Source organism: Erythrobacter sp. Dej080120_24, assembly GCF_036322605.1.
GTDB lineage: Bacteria > Pseudomonadota > Alphaproteobacteria > Sphingomonadales > Sphingomonadaceae > Erythrobacter > Erythrobacter aurantius.
The window spans coordinates 978,907-994,639 of the sequence record NZ_AP027262.1 but is presented as its reverse complement, the minus strand read 5'-3'; the positions used below and the strand labels follow the sequence as shown (position 1 = coordinate 994,639).

The 15,733-nt window shown below is 60.8% G+C and carries 9 protein-coding genes; 3 read left to right on the top strand and 6 right to left on the bottom strand.

Going from position 1 to position 15,733, the window contains the following annotated elements:
• Positions 1-3: 3 nt before the first annotated feature.
• The 3 genes from AABA34_RS04835 to AABA34_RS04825 are packed head-to-tail and all read left to right on the top strand — an operon-like array spanning position 4 to position 5,554.
• Entirely contained in the window at positions 4-2,391 is a 2,388-nt protein-coding gene (locus AABA34_RS04835; RefSeq protein ID WP_338304142.1) for a DUF5682 family protein, read from the top strand.
• Complete coding sequence (locus AABA34_RS04830; RefSeq protein WP_338304141.1) at positions 2,388-3,518, top strand: VWA domain-containing protein; 1,131 nt, start codon at positions 2,388-2,390, stop codon at positions 3,516-3,518. Before AABA34_RS04835 ends, AABA34_RS04830 begins: the two co-directional genes overlap by 4 nt.
• Entirely contained in the window at positions 3,515-5,554 is a 2,040-nt protein-coding gene (locus AABA34_RS04825; protein ID WP_338304140.1) for a hypothetical protein, read from the top strand. The genes AABA34_RS04830 and AABA34_RS04825 overlap by 4 nt, the downstream gene beginning before the upstream one ends.
• A 25-nt stretch (positions 5,555-5,579) precedes the next feature.
• Here the strand turns inward: AABA34_RS04825 and AABA34_RS04820 are convergent, their stop codons facing one another.
• From AABA34_RS04820 to AABA34_RS04795, 6 genes are all read right to left on the bottom strand, one after another.
• Complete coding sequence (locus AABA34_RS04820; RefSeq protein WP_338304139.1) at positions 5,580-8,342, bottom strand: CHAT domain-containing protein; 2,763 nt, start codon at positions 8,340-8,342, stop codon at positions 5,580-5,582.
• Positions 8,314-8,925: a hypothetical protein gene (locus AABA34_RS04815; protein ID WP_338304138.1), complete on the bottom strand. Its 612-nt coding sequence runs from the start codon at positions 8,923-8,925 to the stop codon at positions 8,314-8,316. The genes AABA34_RS04820 and AABA34_RS04815 overlap by 29 nt, the downstream gene beginning before the upstream one ends.
• A 64-nt stretch (positions 8,926-8,989) precedes the next feature.
• A complete protein-coding gene (locus AABA34_RS04810) occupies positions 8,990-10,282 on the bottom strand; it encodes a sensor histidine kinase (protein ID WP_338304137.1) in 1,293 nt (430 codons plus the stop codon).
• 35 nt (positions 10,283-10,317) lie between these two features.
• Positions 10,318-11,010, bottom strand: coding sequence for a response regulator transcription factor (locus AABA34_RS04805; protein ID WP_034951842.1), 693 nt, complete (start codon positions 11,008-11,010; stop codon positions 10,318-10,320).
• 144 nt (positions 11,011-11,154) lie between these two features.
• Entirely contained in the window at positions 11,155-12,030 is an 876-nt protein-coding gene (locus AABA34_RS04800; RefSeq protein ID WP_338304135.1) for an SH3 domain-containing protein, read from the bottom strand.
• A 142-nt stretch (positions 12,031-12,172) separates the two neighbouring features.
• Positions 12,173-15,670, bottom strand: coding sequence for a hypothetical protein (locus AABA34_RS04795; protein WP_338304134.1), 3,498 nt, complete (start codon positions 15,668-15,670; stop codon positions 12,173-12,175).
• Positions 15,671-15,733 lie beyond the last annotated feature (63 nt).

Here is a 15,733-nt window from a genome sequence, read left to right as displayed (position 1 = left end):
CCCGTGAGCATCCCCGATCTGGCACCACCGCAACTGCATGTTTCGGAACGCGATCTCTATGTCGTGCCGATCCGCCATCACAGTCCGGCATGCTCCGCGCATCTCGAACGGCTGCTTGAGGAGGTAAGGCCGGGGGCGATCCTGGTGGAGGGCCCCTGCGATTTCGATCAGCACATCCCGCTATTGAATGACGAGAGGACACGCGCCCCGGTGGCAATCGTGGCCGTGCGATCCATCGAAAAGGGAGAAACATCGAGGCGCGCCACCAGCTATTACCCGTTCTGCGCTCACAGCCCGGAATTCATCGCATTACGGCATGGCGTCAACGCCGGAATAGTTACCCGTTTCATCGACCTTCCCTCGCATTCGCGCGCGATGATGGGCGAAGCAGCAGATGCTCCCCCACCCGCCATCATGGGTGACGAAAGCGCGTTCGACATTGGCGATTTTGTGACCGCGCTGGCGCGGGAAATGTCGTGCCGTGACGGGAACGAGGTGTGGGACCAACTCTTCGAAAGCCGAATTGCCGAGCCGGATTGGCGTGGCTTCTTTGGTGAAGTCGGTCGGTATTGTGCCTGCATTCGCGCCGCCGCTCCCGCAGGCTCGATAGAGGCTGACGGCACACTGGAACGCGAGGCGCAGATGCGCGCCATCATCGCCGAAGTTCGCAAGACCGTCGAAGGACCGATTGTCGCAGTGGTCGGCGGGTTTCACGCGCCTGCCCTGATGGATGCAAAACTGGCGGGAGACAAGATCATCGGGCCATCGGCGACGCAGGCTTCAGGCTATCTGGTGCGTTACGGCAACCGCCAGCTTGATGCCTTGCAAGGATATTCGGCAGGCCTGCCACTGCCCGGCTTCTATGAAAAATGGTGGGAATGGCACAAGGCCAACCCCGCGTCGCTCGATCCGCGGATCTGGGCGCATGATCTGATCGGCGGGTTTGCCGCGCACTTGCGCAAGGACCGACGGGCGCCCTCTTTCCCCTTGATCCTTGCTGCTGTCGAGCAGGCGCAGCGGCTGGCCGAATTGCGCGGCCGCAGCCTGCCCTTCCGCGACGACATAATCGATGCCGTCCGCTCAACCTTCATAAAGGACGAAGTGCCCCGCCACGGTGCTCCTGTTCTGAACGAACTGCACGCATGGCTAACCGGCACCGCGATCGGTGACGTCCCTGCGTCCGCCGGATCGCCTCCGTTGGTCGAGGCGGTACGCAACGAAGCGCGGCGCCTCCGGTTCGCAATCGACGATGGCGAGATCCGCCAGCGAAACCTCGACATTTATCGCAAGCCTGCCCATCGCGAGGCCAGCCGGTTCTGCCATGGCCTGCAATTGCTCGGCGCCGGCTTTGCAGAGCGCACAGCCGGTCCCGATTTCCGGAATGATGTTGGTCTTGATCGACTGTTCGAGATCTGGTCGGTTAGCTGGTCACCAATGGTTGAGGCACGCCTGATCGAAATCTCTAACAAGGGCGATACTTTGGCTGAGGCGGTGGCCACGACCATCGCGGAACAGGTCGCGGGGCTTGAAGCGCAGGGCCGAGGTCGCAATGCCCTCGCCGCGATCGAGCTGTTCGCCATCGCATGTCGCGCAGGAATCGGAGAGAAGGGCGCTGCTGCGATCCTCGATCTGGTCGAAGCAGAAGTGATCGAAGACCCGCAGCTTCCATCTGTCATTGCGGCGCTGGACGATGCGGTATTGCTGCGGCGAGGGGCTGAAGTCCTTGGCATCACCGACACGAACCCACTCGATCACCTTGTCGCGACAACATGGCGACGCGCGCTGCTGTTGTTGCCAGAGCTTGCTGCGATACCCGCGGATCAGGCACAGCCTCAGGTCAGGGCGCTTGCTGATCTGCGCGGCACGATCGAAGTGGCGCGATCGGCCGGTCTAAGACTTGAACTTGACGCGTTTGAAGATGCCCTAACCCGGCTCGAACAGGCCAGGCTCGCACCGCAGATCGACGGGGCCATCACCGCCTTTGCGCTTCTGGATGGACGCGCAGGTGGTGAAGCGTTGTCGGACAGGTTGCTCGGCGAATTGGCGGGAGCCTACGTCAAGCCTGCAGATCGGCTCGCATTCCTTGGCGGCATCATTGCGATCGCCCGTGAATTGCTGTGGACCATGCCCGAAGTGATCGAAGCACTCGACACCGTGATTGCCGATGTTGATGACGAGGAATTCATCACACTCGTACCGCACTTGCGCCTCGCCCTGATGCCACTTGATCCAAGAGACATAGACCGCCTTTCCTCTATGGTGGCGCAAAGGTTGGGGATTTCCGAAGACCGGCTGCAAGCGCAGGTGCCGATCAGCGAGGCCGAAGCCATGGCGAATATGAGGCTTGATCAGGCGATGGCCCAGAAGCTCGCAGCGGAAGGCTTGCTATGACCCTGACGGATCGCCAACGGCGCTGGCGGCTCGCCCTGGGGCGCTATTCGGAACGTGAGCTGGGCAATGGCGGAATGAGCGGCGCTGACCAGCGGGCCGACCGTGCGCTGGATTACCTCTACGCTCGCGAGATGGAAAAGCGCGGGATGCGGCGCGGCAAGCGCGGCGGTGCGGGCACGCTTGATCCCAGCCAGCTGACGACGCTGGGGTGGCTTGGCGAATTGCGCGAACTTTTTCCGCAAAGCGTGCTGGAAACTGTGCAGGCCCACGCCATCGACCAACTCGGCATGACCGAATTGCTGAAAGACCCCGATGTTCTCGACCAGCTTGAGCCCAATGCTGATCTGCTCAAGGCGCTGATCACGTACAAAGGCACCGCCGACGAAGCCGCAATGGCAAAGATCCGCGAAGTTGCACGCAAGGTCGTTGACGAAGTCATGGAGAAGATCCGCCATCAGGTGATGGCCGCCTTGTCGGGCAAGACTGACAGGTTCCGTCGAAGCCAGCTCAAATCCATGCGCAATTTCGACTGGCGCGGGACGATCCGAGAAAACCTGAAGAATTACGATCCACAGCGCGAACAGATCATCGCCGAGCGGTTGCGGTTCTTCGGTCGGACGCAAAGACGTCTTCCCTGGACTATCATCCTTTGCGTCGATCAATCAGGATCGATGCTGTCATCCACCATTTATGCTGCAGTGATGGCGGCGATCCTGACAGGGCTGCCATCGGTAAATCTCAAGCTGATTGTCTTCGACACGTCGGTTGTCGATCTTTCGAGCGAGGCGCATGACCCGGTGTCCGTACTCATGTCGGTACAGCTGGGTGGAGGCACGGATATCGGCGGGGCCGTAGCGCATTGTGAAACGCTGATCACTCAACCCACCCGGACAATATTCGTGCTGCTGAGCGATTTCATGGAAGGAGGATCGGTAAGTCGGCTGGTGGCGACCGTGCGCCGGATGTCGGCGGCGCGGGTGCGGTTGCTGGGGCTTGCCGCGCTCGATGATGACGGATCCGCAGTCTATGATCATGCAACCGCGCAGCGTCTTGCTGGGGCGGGGATGGAAGTCGCTGCACTGACGCCGGATCGGTTCGCTGAATGGCTTGGTAGGATAATGACATGATCAGCGAGGCACTAGCGAAGGCGATTTCAGCCTTTGACGATGCCGCATTGGCTACCATCGCCAATACCGGCCTGCTGCGGCGTGCACAGCGTGATGTCGATAGCGGAAAGGCCACACTGGTACGTGTCGATGGAGACAAGGCAGAGCTTAATGTCGATGGCCAGACCGTAGAAATCGGCCCCACTGGCCCGGCAATGGCCTCCTGCAATTGTCCCGCAGCTGGAGTGTGCCGCCACAAGCTCGCATCAGTAATCGCTTTGCGCACGCTAGCCGCAGGACAAGATGCAACCGGAGGAGACAACGCGGAAGAAGACGAGGTTCCGCCTGAGCAGTGGTTGGAGGACATCACACTCGACCTAGCGCGAAAATACGCCGGACGGCCGGGATGGCGAGCGGGCCTCGAATTGCTTGAGGAAGCAGGAGCCGTCGAACCGGGGCCAACCAGCTTCGCCGTGACCTTCGCATCGCTTGATGAGCCCGTTCTGGTTCTACGCGGCCAGGGGATGGAGGGCATCGCGTCAAAAGCGAGCAAGGCGAGGCGCAAGGCATACCATGTCGCTGCACTGTTGGCAGCAAGACGGCATCTGGGGCTAAGCTTCACGATCGACGAAGACGAGGGGCAGGCCAGTTCGGCCAGCCCAGTCCGCCAAGGGCCTGCCCGCCCTGATCCAGCATTCCTGGAACAAGTGCGAACCGCGCTGGCCGATTGCGCGCAGCTTGGCTTCAATATCGCTCCACTACCGATTGAAGAGAGATTGTTCGAACTTTCGGTATCGTCGCGCGCCGATGCCATGCCACGACTGGCCACATTGCTGCGCACGATCGCCGCGCAGATGCGATTGCGCCGCCACAAGTCTTATGAATTTGACGCGAGCGAGATGCTTGAGCTTTGCGCGATTGCCTACGCCATTACCCATGCGGTTGAGCGCGAGGGCCTTACCCTCGCCCAGCATCTGCGGTTGGCCGGAGAATTGCGCCGCAATTACGCGGAGCCTGAGAGGATGGAACTGATCGGCTGCGGTGCGGATCTATGGCACTCGGCCTCCGGTTCACGAGGCATAACTGCGCATTTCGTCGAACCGGCGACAGGCGAATTTTATTCGGTGGCCATGGCGCGCGGTGCCGGACAGGACCCCTCCTTCAATCCGCGTGAGGCATTCAGACAGCACTCCCTCTGGCAATCGGGTACCATGGAGATGCTTTGCCATGCCCACATCGTGCTGCACAATGCGGGCATTGCCGACGGAGGCAGGCTGGCATCGGGCAAGGATGTGCGGGCAGAAATCATCGACAAGTCCACAGAAATTGAGCGCAATGCCGACTATGTTCAATCAGACTGGGCAGTGCTGCGCGACGACCTCGTAAAGAGGTTCGGACTGGGTGTTGCAGGCAATGGCTTGCCACAGATCGCTCTCATCGCGCCGGCCGAACTCGCGCGGCCGCAATTCGACGAGCTGGCGCAAAAGCTGCTTTGGCCAGTGCGCGATGGCGCAGGGCGCTGGATCGCCCTTACGATCGATCATGACGAACGGTCCGAACACGCGATCAAGGAAGTAGAGAAACGGCTAGCCGGGAGGTGGAGCGGAATGATCCTCGTCAAGGCATTCCAGACCGGCTCGAGGATCGAACTTTCGCCCGTTACCCTGTTCGACGGACGAAAGGCGACCGACCTTGCTCTGATCCGTCCCACTATCGTCTGGGGCAACCCGCAAAAGAGCGGACCGAACCTGCTGGGATGGCTCCAGCGGCTAGTCCCCGATCCCGGCCGCGCCTTCACATATGCGCAGCCTGATCGCAGCACGTCGGCAATCATGGACGCGTGGCGACTGGTGCTGGATCGACTGGAAGCGGGGCCGCAGCTTGCACGGATGCTTGATGACAAGCGCGATGCCCATGCCAGAAGGCTAAATGATTACGGGCTTGGCTCGATGGCAGAGGTGTTGTCTTCGGCAACCGATGGCAAGACCCATCTTGCGGCAGCCTATGCGTTGTTGATCGCCCGCCAACAGCGGATTGCGGTGCCTCTTCTGGCTTGAGCTGTTAGCCCGATAAAGGAGCAGATCATTCGATCAGGATGAACGGCCCCCAGATCGAAGGTGATGCCCCGCCGGGGATTTCGGGATCAGCGATCATCGCGAGCTGTGCACGGCGCAATGCCTCGGCCCGCGAAATGCCCTGCCCGGTCGCGGTAACGGTTGCCACGCTAAGGCGAGTTGCAGCATCATCTCTTACCGGCCAGTGCGACAAGAGCAGGGAACGCGCGCCCGCAAGCTGGAACGCTCTTGCAAGGCCGCTATAGGTGGCTGCACCACGCCCTTCGCCTGCCGCAGTGTTGCAGGCCGAAAGGATGATCCAATCCGCTGCCAGTGAAAGACGCGCGATTTCGCTGGCAGTCAGCAACCCATCGTTTTCGGCGCCGTTTGCCCCCGCCTGTGGCGTCATCACCAGCGCGGGTTCGGAAAGCCCCGATATCTGGCCGCTAACCAGTCCGTGCGTGGCAAAGGCCAGCACTCGATATTGATCGAGGGGTGCGGCGCGAACGGCGGCTTCGGTTGCTGCGTCGCCCGTCAGGATCAAGGGTTCGTCATCGGGGAATGCCGCACCCAAAGCTGCAAGCTCCTCTTGTGCGCCGGGCAGACTCGGGAGCGCGCTGATATCCTCGGCATCGACAATCGCGCCGCGCAGGCCGAAACGATCCTGCGGCGCGGGCGCGAGACTCGGCGCGCCAATTCCGGCAAAGCGGCGCGTGGCACGTGCCCTGTTTGGCGCACGCTGACCAAGTCCTGCAGTGATCGAGATCGCATGATCCTCAATCAGGTATTCGGGTGCAGCACCTGCTTGCGGCAAGCTGGTTACGAGGACAGATGGCGGGATGGCTGAAAGTGGGCCGCTAGCCGGAAAAACCAGCCTTTCCTTGCCCGCGACAACATCGGTGATTTCGGCGCTGAAGATGAGACGGTACAGCCGGTGCGCGGCCTCTGCGTCAAAGGTCTGCTGACCACCCAACCCTGCATCAAGCGAATTGCGCAAGCGATCGATAAGCTGCCGCGCTTCGTGAAGCGCCGTAATTGCCTGACCCCAGACAAGCCCTTCGCGGGTCAAAGCCAAGGTCACCACCCGGTCGGGAAAGACCATCGGAACGATATAGGCTTCGTCATCGGCAAGCAGGCCGCTGGCCTCCGCGATCGTCAGAGGACGCGGGCGGAGATAGTCGGCAAAGTCCGGATAACCCGCTTCAAGCGCAGCCTCTGCCGCTTCACGCGCGGTGCGCGCAGCGGCCAGTTCGGCGGCACTGCTTTCTCCCCCAGCGAAGCGGGTGCGCGCAGCCTCTTCGCCATCGCGCGCTTGCCGCACCTTCTCCAACGCTGCGCTGAAACCATCGGGATCGCCCGGATAAGCAAGCGCCGAGGCGCTGAGCGCGAGATCACTGATTGTCGCCAGCTGCGCGCTGCGCCATGCGCGCTCGGCGTCTCCGGCAAGCAATGAAACCGCCACCGATGTGGCAAACAGCGAATTCCCATCCGATGCGATCGCCAGCCGATCCTGATCTTTGGCATATAGATCGAGCAAGACGCCCTCATTGTAATCCAGCACCGGCGCAAGCGTCTCGGCCGCGCGCCGTGTTTCGCCAGCGCGGGCGAGGATCAGGGCCGCTTGCGTCTGGCGCCCGCGACGCTGCGGATTGGTTGGCTCGAACATCTCGCGATAAGTCGAAAGCGCCAGATCAGTGAGCGCGAGAGCCTGCTTATGATCGCCCGTCACCCCCAATGCGTCAGCAAGGTCAAGCCGCGCCCTCGCCATGTCGACGAGGTTGTCCTGCTGTCGCTCAAGCAAAACCAATGCGCGATTGTAATAATCAATGGCCTCGTCGACGCGCGCATCCTCGTACATGAGGCGAGCAACAAGGGCGCGCTGGTATCCCAGTTCGCCATCATCGGAATAGCCTTCGTTGGCCTCCGCCATCAGTGCGACCTCGACCGCCTGATCAGTCCGCCCCAACCGTGAAAGCAGGACCGCCGTGTTCTGGTAGATCGGCAAGAGCTGTGGGCTGTCCGGCCCCCATTCCTTTGCGCCGATATCCGCGATGCGCCCAAACAAGTCTGCCGCTTCGGCAGTTCGTCCCTTGTCGAGAGCGATCAGGGCATTGTTGAGGAACACGTAAAGCCAGCCAATATGATCGTCGCGAGGGAGGACTTCGAACGCCAACGCCTCGGTTTCGCGCACCGCGCCGACGGCGGCTTCGAGATCGAGATTGCGGAGATAGCTGGCGTATTGATAGGCAAACTGTACCCGTGCCGGATCATTCGCCGCCAGATCGATCCGAGAAAGGTCAAGCGCCCGTTTGTGCCACTCCACCGAAGTGGGAAGATCGTCCTGCTTTACGTAGATATAGCGGGCGATGTGGTGCGCCGCAAAAGTCCGGGCATAGCATGGCGCGCAACTTTCGCTTTCGACCACGCCCTGCAACCGAGCCAGATAATCTGCCTGCAAAGCTTCGTCTGTTACGAAGGCGACCAGCCCATGTCCCACAGCCCCGGCGACTGCATCCGGATGCAGATCGAGATCGGCATTGGCGAGATAAAGCTCATAGGCTTCCTTGAACTTGGCCTTGCCGATCAACCCCATGATCAAGTCGGATACGAGTTCGGCCCGCACATGTGCGGAAGCGTTGGCCGGCATGGCATCGTAGGCTGCCTGTGCCGCAGGAAGGTTCCGGTTCGCCTCGCCATAGATATCGAAGTACTGCGCCGCCGAAGGCTCGGCGGAAAGCAGCGCAAATCCTGCGATTGCTGCCTTAATCGAAGACCAGAAAATAAACCGCACGCCCCGCCCCTTCATTCACCAGTTCGATCTCGTAACGCTGGGTGTAGAGCGGTGTAAACCGGCATTGTGGTTCGCGTGAGGAGACCGGACTGCACACAGGGCGCGAGCTTTGGTCGCTTACCTTGATCCGCACCGGCCCGGCTCCGCGATGCGAGACCGCGAGCGTACTGGGTACCCCGGACTTGAAAGTCTGGGCACTGCGCCAGACCTCGCCGGGAGCCAATTCGCCCCTGACATAGGCAGGGCCAAGCAAACGACCGCGGAAAGGGCTTGCTTCAATTCCGGCGGCGCGCGACCAGGTGTCGAGCATGTCCACACCGCCCTCATCGCGGGGGGAAAGGCCGCTGGCACGCAGGCTGTTGACCAGCATCACAAGGCTTTCGTTGCGCCCTGTCTCGTGCGCCTCTTCCGCTTCGGCCAAGGCTTGCGCAATACGACTGGCGCGCGGCGCAGAGATTTCGGTTTGCGCTGATGATGCCTGCACCGGCGAGATCGCCGCTTTCGAACAGCCAAGCACCGCCAGGCTCGCGGCAAGCATGATGGCCGCGTCAGTCAAGGGGGTGTTACGCAAAGGCTTTTTCATGACCGCATCCCTTCTACTTCGCTCTGATTTGCCAATATTGTACATTCGCGACGTGCCTGCCTCGTCACCGTCGCAACCTGAAACTTGACCCCTTTTCGGTATCGTCGAGTTCCAGCACCATCCCGTGTCGTTCGGCAATCGCCCGCGCCAATGCGAGCCCAAGACCGCTGCCGTTGACGTCGCCCATGCTTGCCCTTCCCCGATAGAAGCGATCAAAGACCCGCGTTCGGTCGGAAGGCGCGATGCCCGGACCGTCATCAGCGATCACCAGTTCGGGCCCATGCGTCAGTGTAACTTCGATACGACCGCCCGGCGGCACGTATTTGAGCGCATTGTCGAGAATATTCGTCACCAGCCGGCTGAGCTGGCGTTCCTCGCCTTCAATCATGACCCCCGGTTCAAGGTGCCAGACAAGTTCATGTCCGGTTTCCTCAGCGCTGCCTGAATAGAGATCGCAGATTCGGTGGATCATCGCACTCATATCGACCCTTTCGAGCCCGGACCGATCGCCCCGGCGCGTCTTGCTGGCTGCAATGTCGAGCAAGGATTCAAGCGTCTGGACCAATCGCCTTATTTCGGCGCGGGCTTCGGCAAGTCGTTCAGCAACCGCAGGAGCAGGGCCCTCCTTGAGCGCCTTCAAAAGACGGTTGTCGAGATGCGAAAGCGGGGTGCGCATTTCATGCGCGAGTTGTTCCGAGGTTTCCTTGTAGGCTTCCATCAAATCGCGTTGTCGCTGCAGGGCGGCGGCACTGTGCGCGGTCAACTCGTCGATTTCGTCGCCATTTTCCTTGGTCGCAAAGTCCCGCTCGCGCGCTGGATCGCGAAAAGCCAGATTGATCTGGCCAATGCGTCGCTGAAGGTTCAGCGCAGCAATCCGCCCCAATAGAGCCACCAGCAGAACGAACACCGTGCCACCGATTGCAAAGGCCAGCGCAACGCTGCGCAAGACATTGCGGTTGCTGTCGATACGACGGGCCACGACAAGCTTGAGATCGGGGCCGAGTTGCACCGCGCGGGCAAATCCTTCGGAACTCGCTCCAATCCTGATTATGCCGGTTTCCGAAACCATCGGATCCAGTTCAGGCCATGCCGCAATATCACCGGCGATCGGTTTGCCGGCATTGTCAGCGAGCAGGTAATGCGGCGTGTTGCCGTCGGAAGGTGTCAAGGCTACGCGATCCGCGATGCGGCTCTGCAACTCCTCAACACCATTGCTGGCGTAGATATCAACCAGACCGGCGATATCGACATCAACCTCGTTCTGGGCGCCTTCGTTCAGCGTCGAAAGCACTGTCTGGTGCGTCACGAACCAAAGAGCGAGGACCAGCGCAAGCGACAGGCCGATTGCGGCCAGCACGAGGCGCGAAAATATCGAGCGACGGGCCTCGATGGTTACCTCCCCTCGAGGATGCGGTAACCTGAACCCCAGATCGTCTCCAGCGCCGGCGCGTCGAACCCCTCTTCAAGCTTACGGCGCAGCCGCCCGATGTTGACGTCCACGACATTGGTCTGCGGGTCAAAATCAATGTTCCAGACGTCGCGCAGCAGCATCTCGCGGGTGACGGTTTCTCCCGCATTCTCCATAAAGTAGCGGAACAGCTCGAATTCCTTGGGGCTAAGCGCCAGATGCTTGTTGTCGCGGAACGCGGTCCTTGCCTTCAAATGACATTCGAAAGCGCCATAGATAATGACGGCGCTATGTTCGCGACCGATTGAACGCCTGTGCAAGGCGCGCAGGCGTGCCATCAGTTCTTCGGGTTCGAACGGTTTCGCCATGTAGTCGTCGGCCCCGGTATCGAGCCCGTCCGCACGATCACTGCCGCGGCCCAGCGCGGAAAGGATCAGGATCGGCGTGCCAATGCCGCTTTCTCGCAGCCGACGGGTGATAGTAAGCCCATCGATATCGCCCAGCATCCGATCGAGGATAATGACGTCGAAGGCTTCCATCCCGGCGCGCAACAAGGCTGCGCTACCGCTTTCTTCCCAGACCAGAACATCCCCGTTCTGGCGGGCGATATCGCTAACTGCCGCAGCCGAGCGAGCGTCATCCTCGACATAGAGAATTCGGAGCGGTTGCTTCGTCATTCCCCCGTCCTGACCGTGACCGCGATCACCCGGCGGGTGAACTGACCGGAAAGCTGCCATTGCTCCGCTCCCGCTGCAAGCAGATGATGAGACCGGATGGATGCAGAGCAATCATTGGCTCTGCATCCATCCCGGCATTACGGATCAATTCAAGGCTTCAACCGAAACCCAGCCCTTGGTTCCGAAATTGTCTTCAACTTCGATGAACAGCCCTTCGCGGCGACCGGTCGGCGTCAGCGTGGTACCTTCCCTCAGGCCACGGACGACTTCGGCATCATCCGTTGGCATCGCCAGCATCGAAGTCGCGACCGCGACGGTTGCAAGTTCAGGTCCGTTGGCAGCAGCGCTCGACGCACGCGGCACCGAAGCAATCGTGGCTTGCTGCGCCACCACTTCGTTGAAAGCAAGAACGAAGGCTTCGACAAGCATCTTGCCGTTGCGGTTTCCAGCATAGCCGCTGGCGTTGGCACCCGCGGACCAGGCGTTGCCGCCGTTGAAGCTCAGCGAGCTGCGTCGGACTTCACCCTTGCCCGTCACGACAGTTAGGCCCGTCGCCGGGCTAAGCAGCTTGATCCCCGCAGCAACGCGATTGCGCCGCCCGCCCAGGCCGCCAAACATGCCGAGCACGGCGCCCGCTCCCGGAACCCCACGCAGCAGCGATGATGCTGCACCCGAACGCACAAGCCCTTCCATCGCGGCAGACTTTGCAACTTCGATCGACTGGTCGACTTCCTCGCTCTTGCCGGCAATGACGTTCATGAGGAAATCCGCCGGAACGCCGTTGGCTGCGCTTTGCGGGGTGAAGCAGCCGGACTCGATGGCGAGCGAATTGACCAGTTCGCGCGGCGATCCAAGGCCGAACTCTGACCAGCCTTGAGTGTCGCCATCGACAACGGCGATAGTGCCGAGGCTTTCTTCGCATTTGGCCAGTGCGACTTCATCATCGGCCATGGCAGGCGCGGGCATGGCGACCACTGCCACGATCGCGGCGGCAGCTGTGGCGGAAATCATCTTGTTCATCAGTATACTCCCCAGTGCGTGACAACGACCCAGAGATTGACCCTGCATACGGGTCTTTACCATATACACCTATTGTCATGGAGATGACAAAGCCTGTTAGAAATGCGTTCTGACGGCGAATTACGGCCGTCAGACCTCTGGCTCACCTCTCGACAGGCGTTCCCGCGCCAAAAGTGATCATGCCGCCCATGATGCGTTCTGCCTGATCGATAGCCCAATCACGCTGAACTGCAGTCGCTGGACGATCATCCGTTCCGGCAACGGCCCGACTCAGCTCGGCGACCGCATCGAAGGTGACATTGGCACCCGTGGTTCCGATAATCTGCGGGCCACTCCATGATGTACCCATCCAACGGCTCCAGTCACCCGCCGCGATCGGCGCAATCGACGGAGCGATGGTCGCGAGCGTCTGTCCGCCAACACTTGCAGTGGAGGTATTGGGATAGTTTGCCGGATCGAAAGTACCCGGCGCACCAAAGAGCGCTGAACCGCCAATGTCGAGGTTGTCGGCAAAGATCGAGATGTTGTAATTCATCGCGAACCGCTCACCGAGATTGGCTCCGCCAAACTGGTACGAAACCGCCGCCTGACATCCGTTGTTCGCGCAAGGCGTACCGTTGATCGAGGCATTGCTTTCGAAAACACCCTGAAGTCGGGGGAAGAAGTTGGGGCTCTGGAAAGACCAGGCGTAAACGGCGTCGGGCATTGTGACTTCGGCCGCCAGATTGAGGCCGATCTGGGTCGGCGAAAGCCAGTTGATGACCAGCGAGCCGTCGAATGTGCCCGGCGCCGTCCGACCGTCAGAATAGGTCGGTGTGGTCGCGCCAAGCAGATCGTAGGTAATCTGGCCGGTCAGGCCGAATTCCTGATCCACAACACTCACAATCGCCCAGTGCGACGCATCATTGGCTGTCGTGGTGTAGCGCCCTGCACCGGTCGGGAACACTACGTCTCCATCGATCCAACGCCCAATGATCGCATATTCGTCCCCGATTATCTGATCACCCGTGGCATTGCCCCTGCCGAAGGAACCGATCGAATTGAGCACCCCTTCGGGACTGACATCGGTCTGGTTGGTGCGGCTTGTCCGCGTGAAGCCTTCCTCGCCATAGGAGATAGCTGCAGTGACAAGTACGCTGGTGTCGAACTGGTCGACCCCGCCAACCGCAGGTGTGGTATCTCCGTTGCCTTCGATAGCGCCAAAGATCGCCGCACCGTGGATGGTATCGGAATTCTGGGCGCTCGTATCGGCGATTGTGGCTTCGTAGACCAAGCCTAGGCGGTCACCCTGCGGGTCGACGATCTGGCCTTCGGCCTGGAAAGCGCCTGATCGTCCGTCATTGGTGGTCCCCGGAGCCTGAAAGCTGAAGAACCCGCCTGAGAACAGATTGCTCGGGCCACTCGGCGAGCTGATCGAAAACGGCGTACCTTCGCCTGCGAACCCGCCTTCGGTGGCGAAGCTGTAAACGAAGCCCGTTGCGCCAGTGAACGTGATTGAACCGTCAATCGCCACACGAGGAGCCGCGCCGTAGATGATCGCAAGATCGGCATCGAACACACCCGGCGATAGCGAACCATCGATCAGCGTCGGACTGGTCGCGGCCAGCAGTTCATATTCGACCCGGCCCATGGGGAAGTTGGGCGCAGCATCCCAACCGCTTGTCAGCAGGTAGTGGTAGCCCTGGTTCGCGCTGATGGTCGATTCCGTTTCGCTCACGTTGAATGCGAAAGTCCCGTCAGACCAGCGCCCGATCAGCAGCGAGGCGTCGCCATATACGTCGAACACGGTTGTTGTACCGCGATCCACGACGTTCTCGCCTGTCGTGCGCGCCGTGATACGGGAAAGAGCGCCGCTTGGCTCAATCTCAACAGCAAGCGAAGCGGGCCGGTTGGTCGCGGTCTGGTTGTTTCGGATCACATCGAGGTTAAGCCCGAACTGATTGGTGCGAGGATAGACCCCGCGGGCGAAGAAGCCGGGACCGGCGGGCGCATAACCGCCCTGATAGGCGAAGTCGAAGGCCGGTCCGTTGCCTGTTCCGCCGCCGCCAGAGGTCCGCTCTGGCCCCGACTTGAAGATCGCTGCGCCAGCAAGATTTTGCCCGAAACCCTCGCGGACAGCCCGGTAGGTCAGGCCTACGGTGTTGACGTCACCGGCAAAGCCCGCAGTCAGACTGAGGCCGCAGGTGTCGATGCTGCTGCAAGTGCCGCCATTATCGGTTGCGGCAACAAATGCGCTGAAGGTGCCAAGGGTCGTAAAACCGATGATGTTGGTCGATTGTGACGGATCTTCGATCCCCCCCGCAGTCGAAAAGCTGAACACATACGGATCAGCCCCGGTCGGCATGGTGATTGTGCCTTCGAGCGCAAGCTTTGCCTCTGTCCCCAGCAGGATCGCCATTTGCGCGTCAAAGACACCGGGCTCAACCGAGCCGTCGGCTATGGTCGGACGGGTTGCGGCGATCTGATAATAGTCGATCCGGCCATTCGCGGGCAATGCAAAGTCGGGCTGCACCGGGCGGGTGAGGACGTAGTGGAGCCCCTGATTCTCGTTGAAGGTGAAAGTGTTGGGGATGGAAATGGTCCCGCTAGTCCACCGCCCGATCAAGGCGTCGGCATTGCCAAATATATCCACCACCTCGGTAGAGCCCTTGGTCCGCGTTCCTCCGGTCGAAGGCAAGCGAACATAGGATTGCAGTCCGCCATTCTCGTCCAGCACAAGGTTCCCAGCTTTGAAGCCAAGTCCTTCTCCGCCGCTGAGCAGCCCACCGTTGAAGCCGCCGCCGAGAACAAAGCCGATCAGCGGCTCAACCGCGTCAAAGCCTCCCGAATATCCCGCAAGCTGGGGCGGAACATCGGGGTTGCCTCCATTGCCGCCACCGCCGTTGCCCGGCAATCCGGCGAACTGGTCTGGATCGCCGCCGCCAAGCAGGAATTCGTAATAATCGAGGAAGAAGTTGTTGAGATCGGCGAACCCGGCCAACCCGCCCTGAAGCGCGGCGAGCGCTGCCAGGTAGGCTTCGAGGATGGCAAGATCGAGCGCAGTGTACTCGCTCGGTAATCCACCATTGGCGAGGAATTCGAAGTATGCGTTCAACGCCGCGATGTAGTCGGCATAGATCGGCAGGCCGGTGAACCCGTCGATATCGCCGCCAGCACTGACAAAAGCGAAATAGGCGGAGACCAAGGCGGCGTTGTCGGCAAGAGCATCGAACCCGGCCAACCCGCCGGGCAGCGCGGCCAGTGCATCCAGATACGCCCGCAGGATCGACAGATCGAGCGCAGCATAATCGCTGGGCAAGCCACCACCCGAAAGGAAGGCCGCGTAGGCGTTCAACGCCGAGACGTAGTCGAGGTAAATCGGCAGACCGGCAAACGCGTCAATCTGTCCACCTGCTTCGAGAAATGCGAAATAGGCCGTCAGCAGATCGCCGTTCGCGCCAAGCAGGCTGTTCACCTGCCCAGATTGCAATACCGCGGCAAAGAATTCCTGCAGCCGTGCGATATCCTCGTCGGAATAATCTGACGGCAGGCCGTTCGCGGCCAGGAACGCGGCATAGGCATTCAGCGCGTCGGCAAAGGCCGGGAAGTTCGGCGGGACGGGCAAACCGGCGAAATTGTCCGGATTTCCGCCAGCCAGCACGAACTGGAAATAGGCCTGATAAAAGTCGGTCAGGTCGAGCAGGAAACGGTCGGTCGCCCCGGC

Coding starts and splice junctions, on each gene's coding strand:
- AABA34_RS04830 (WP_338304141.1), top strand. CDS start 2,388: ATGACCCTGACGGATCGCCAACGGCGCTGGCGGCTCGCCCTGGGGCGC.
- AABA34_RS04825 (WP_338304140.1), top strand. CDS start 3,515: ATGATCAGCGAGGCACTAGCGAAGGCGATTTCAGCCTTTGACGATGCC.
- AABA34_RS04815 (WP_338304138.1), bottom strand. CDS start 8,925: ATGAAAAAGCCTTTGCGTAACACCCCCTTGACTGACGCGGCCATCATG.
- AABA34_RS04805 (WP_034951842.1), bottom strand. CDS start 11,010: ATGACGAAGCAACCGCTCCGAATTCTCTATGTCGAGGATGACGCTCGC.
- AABA34_RS04800 (WP_338304135.1), bottom strand. CDS start 12,030: ATGAACAAGATGATTTCCGCCACAGCTGCCGCCGCGATCGTGGCAGTG.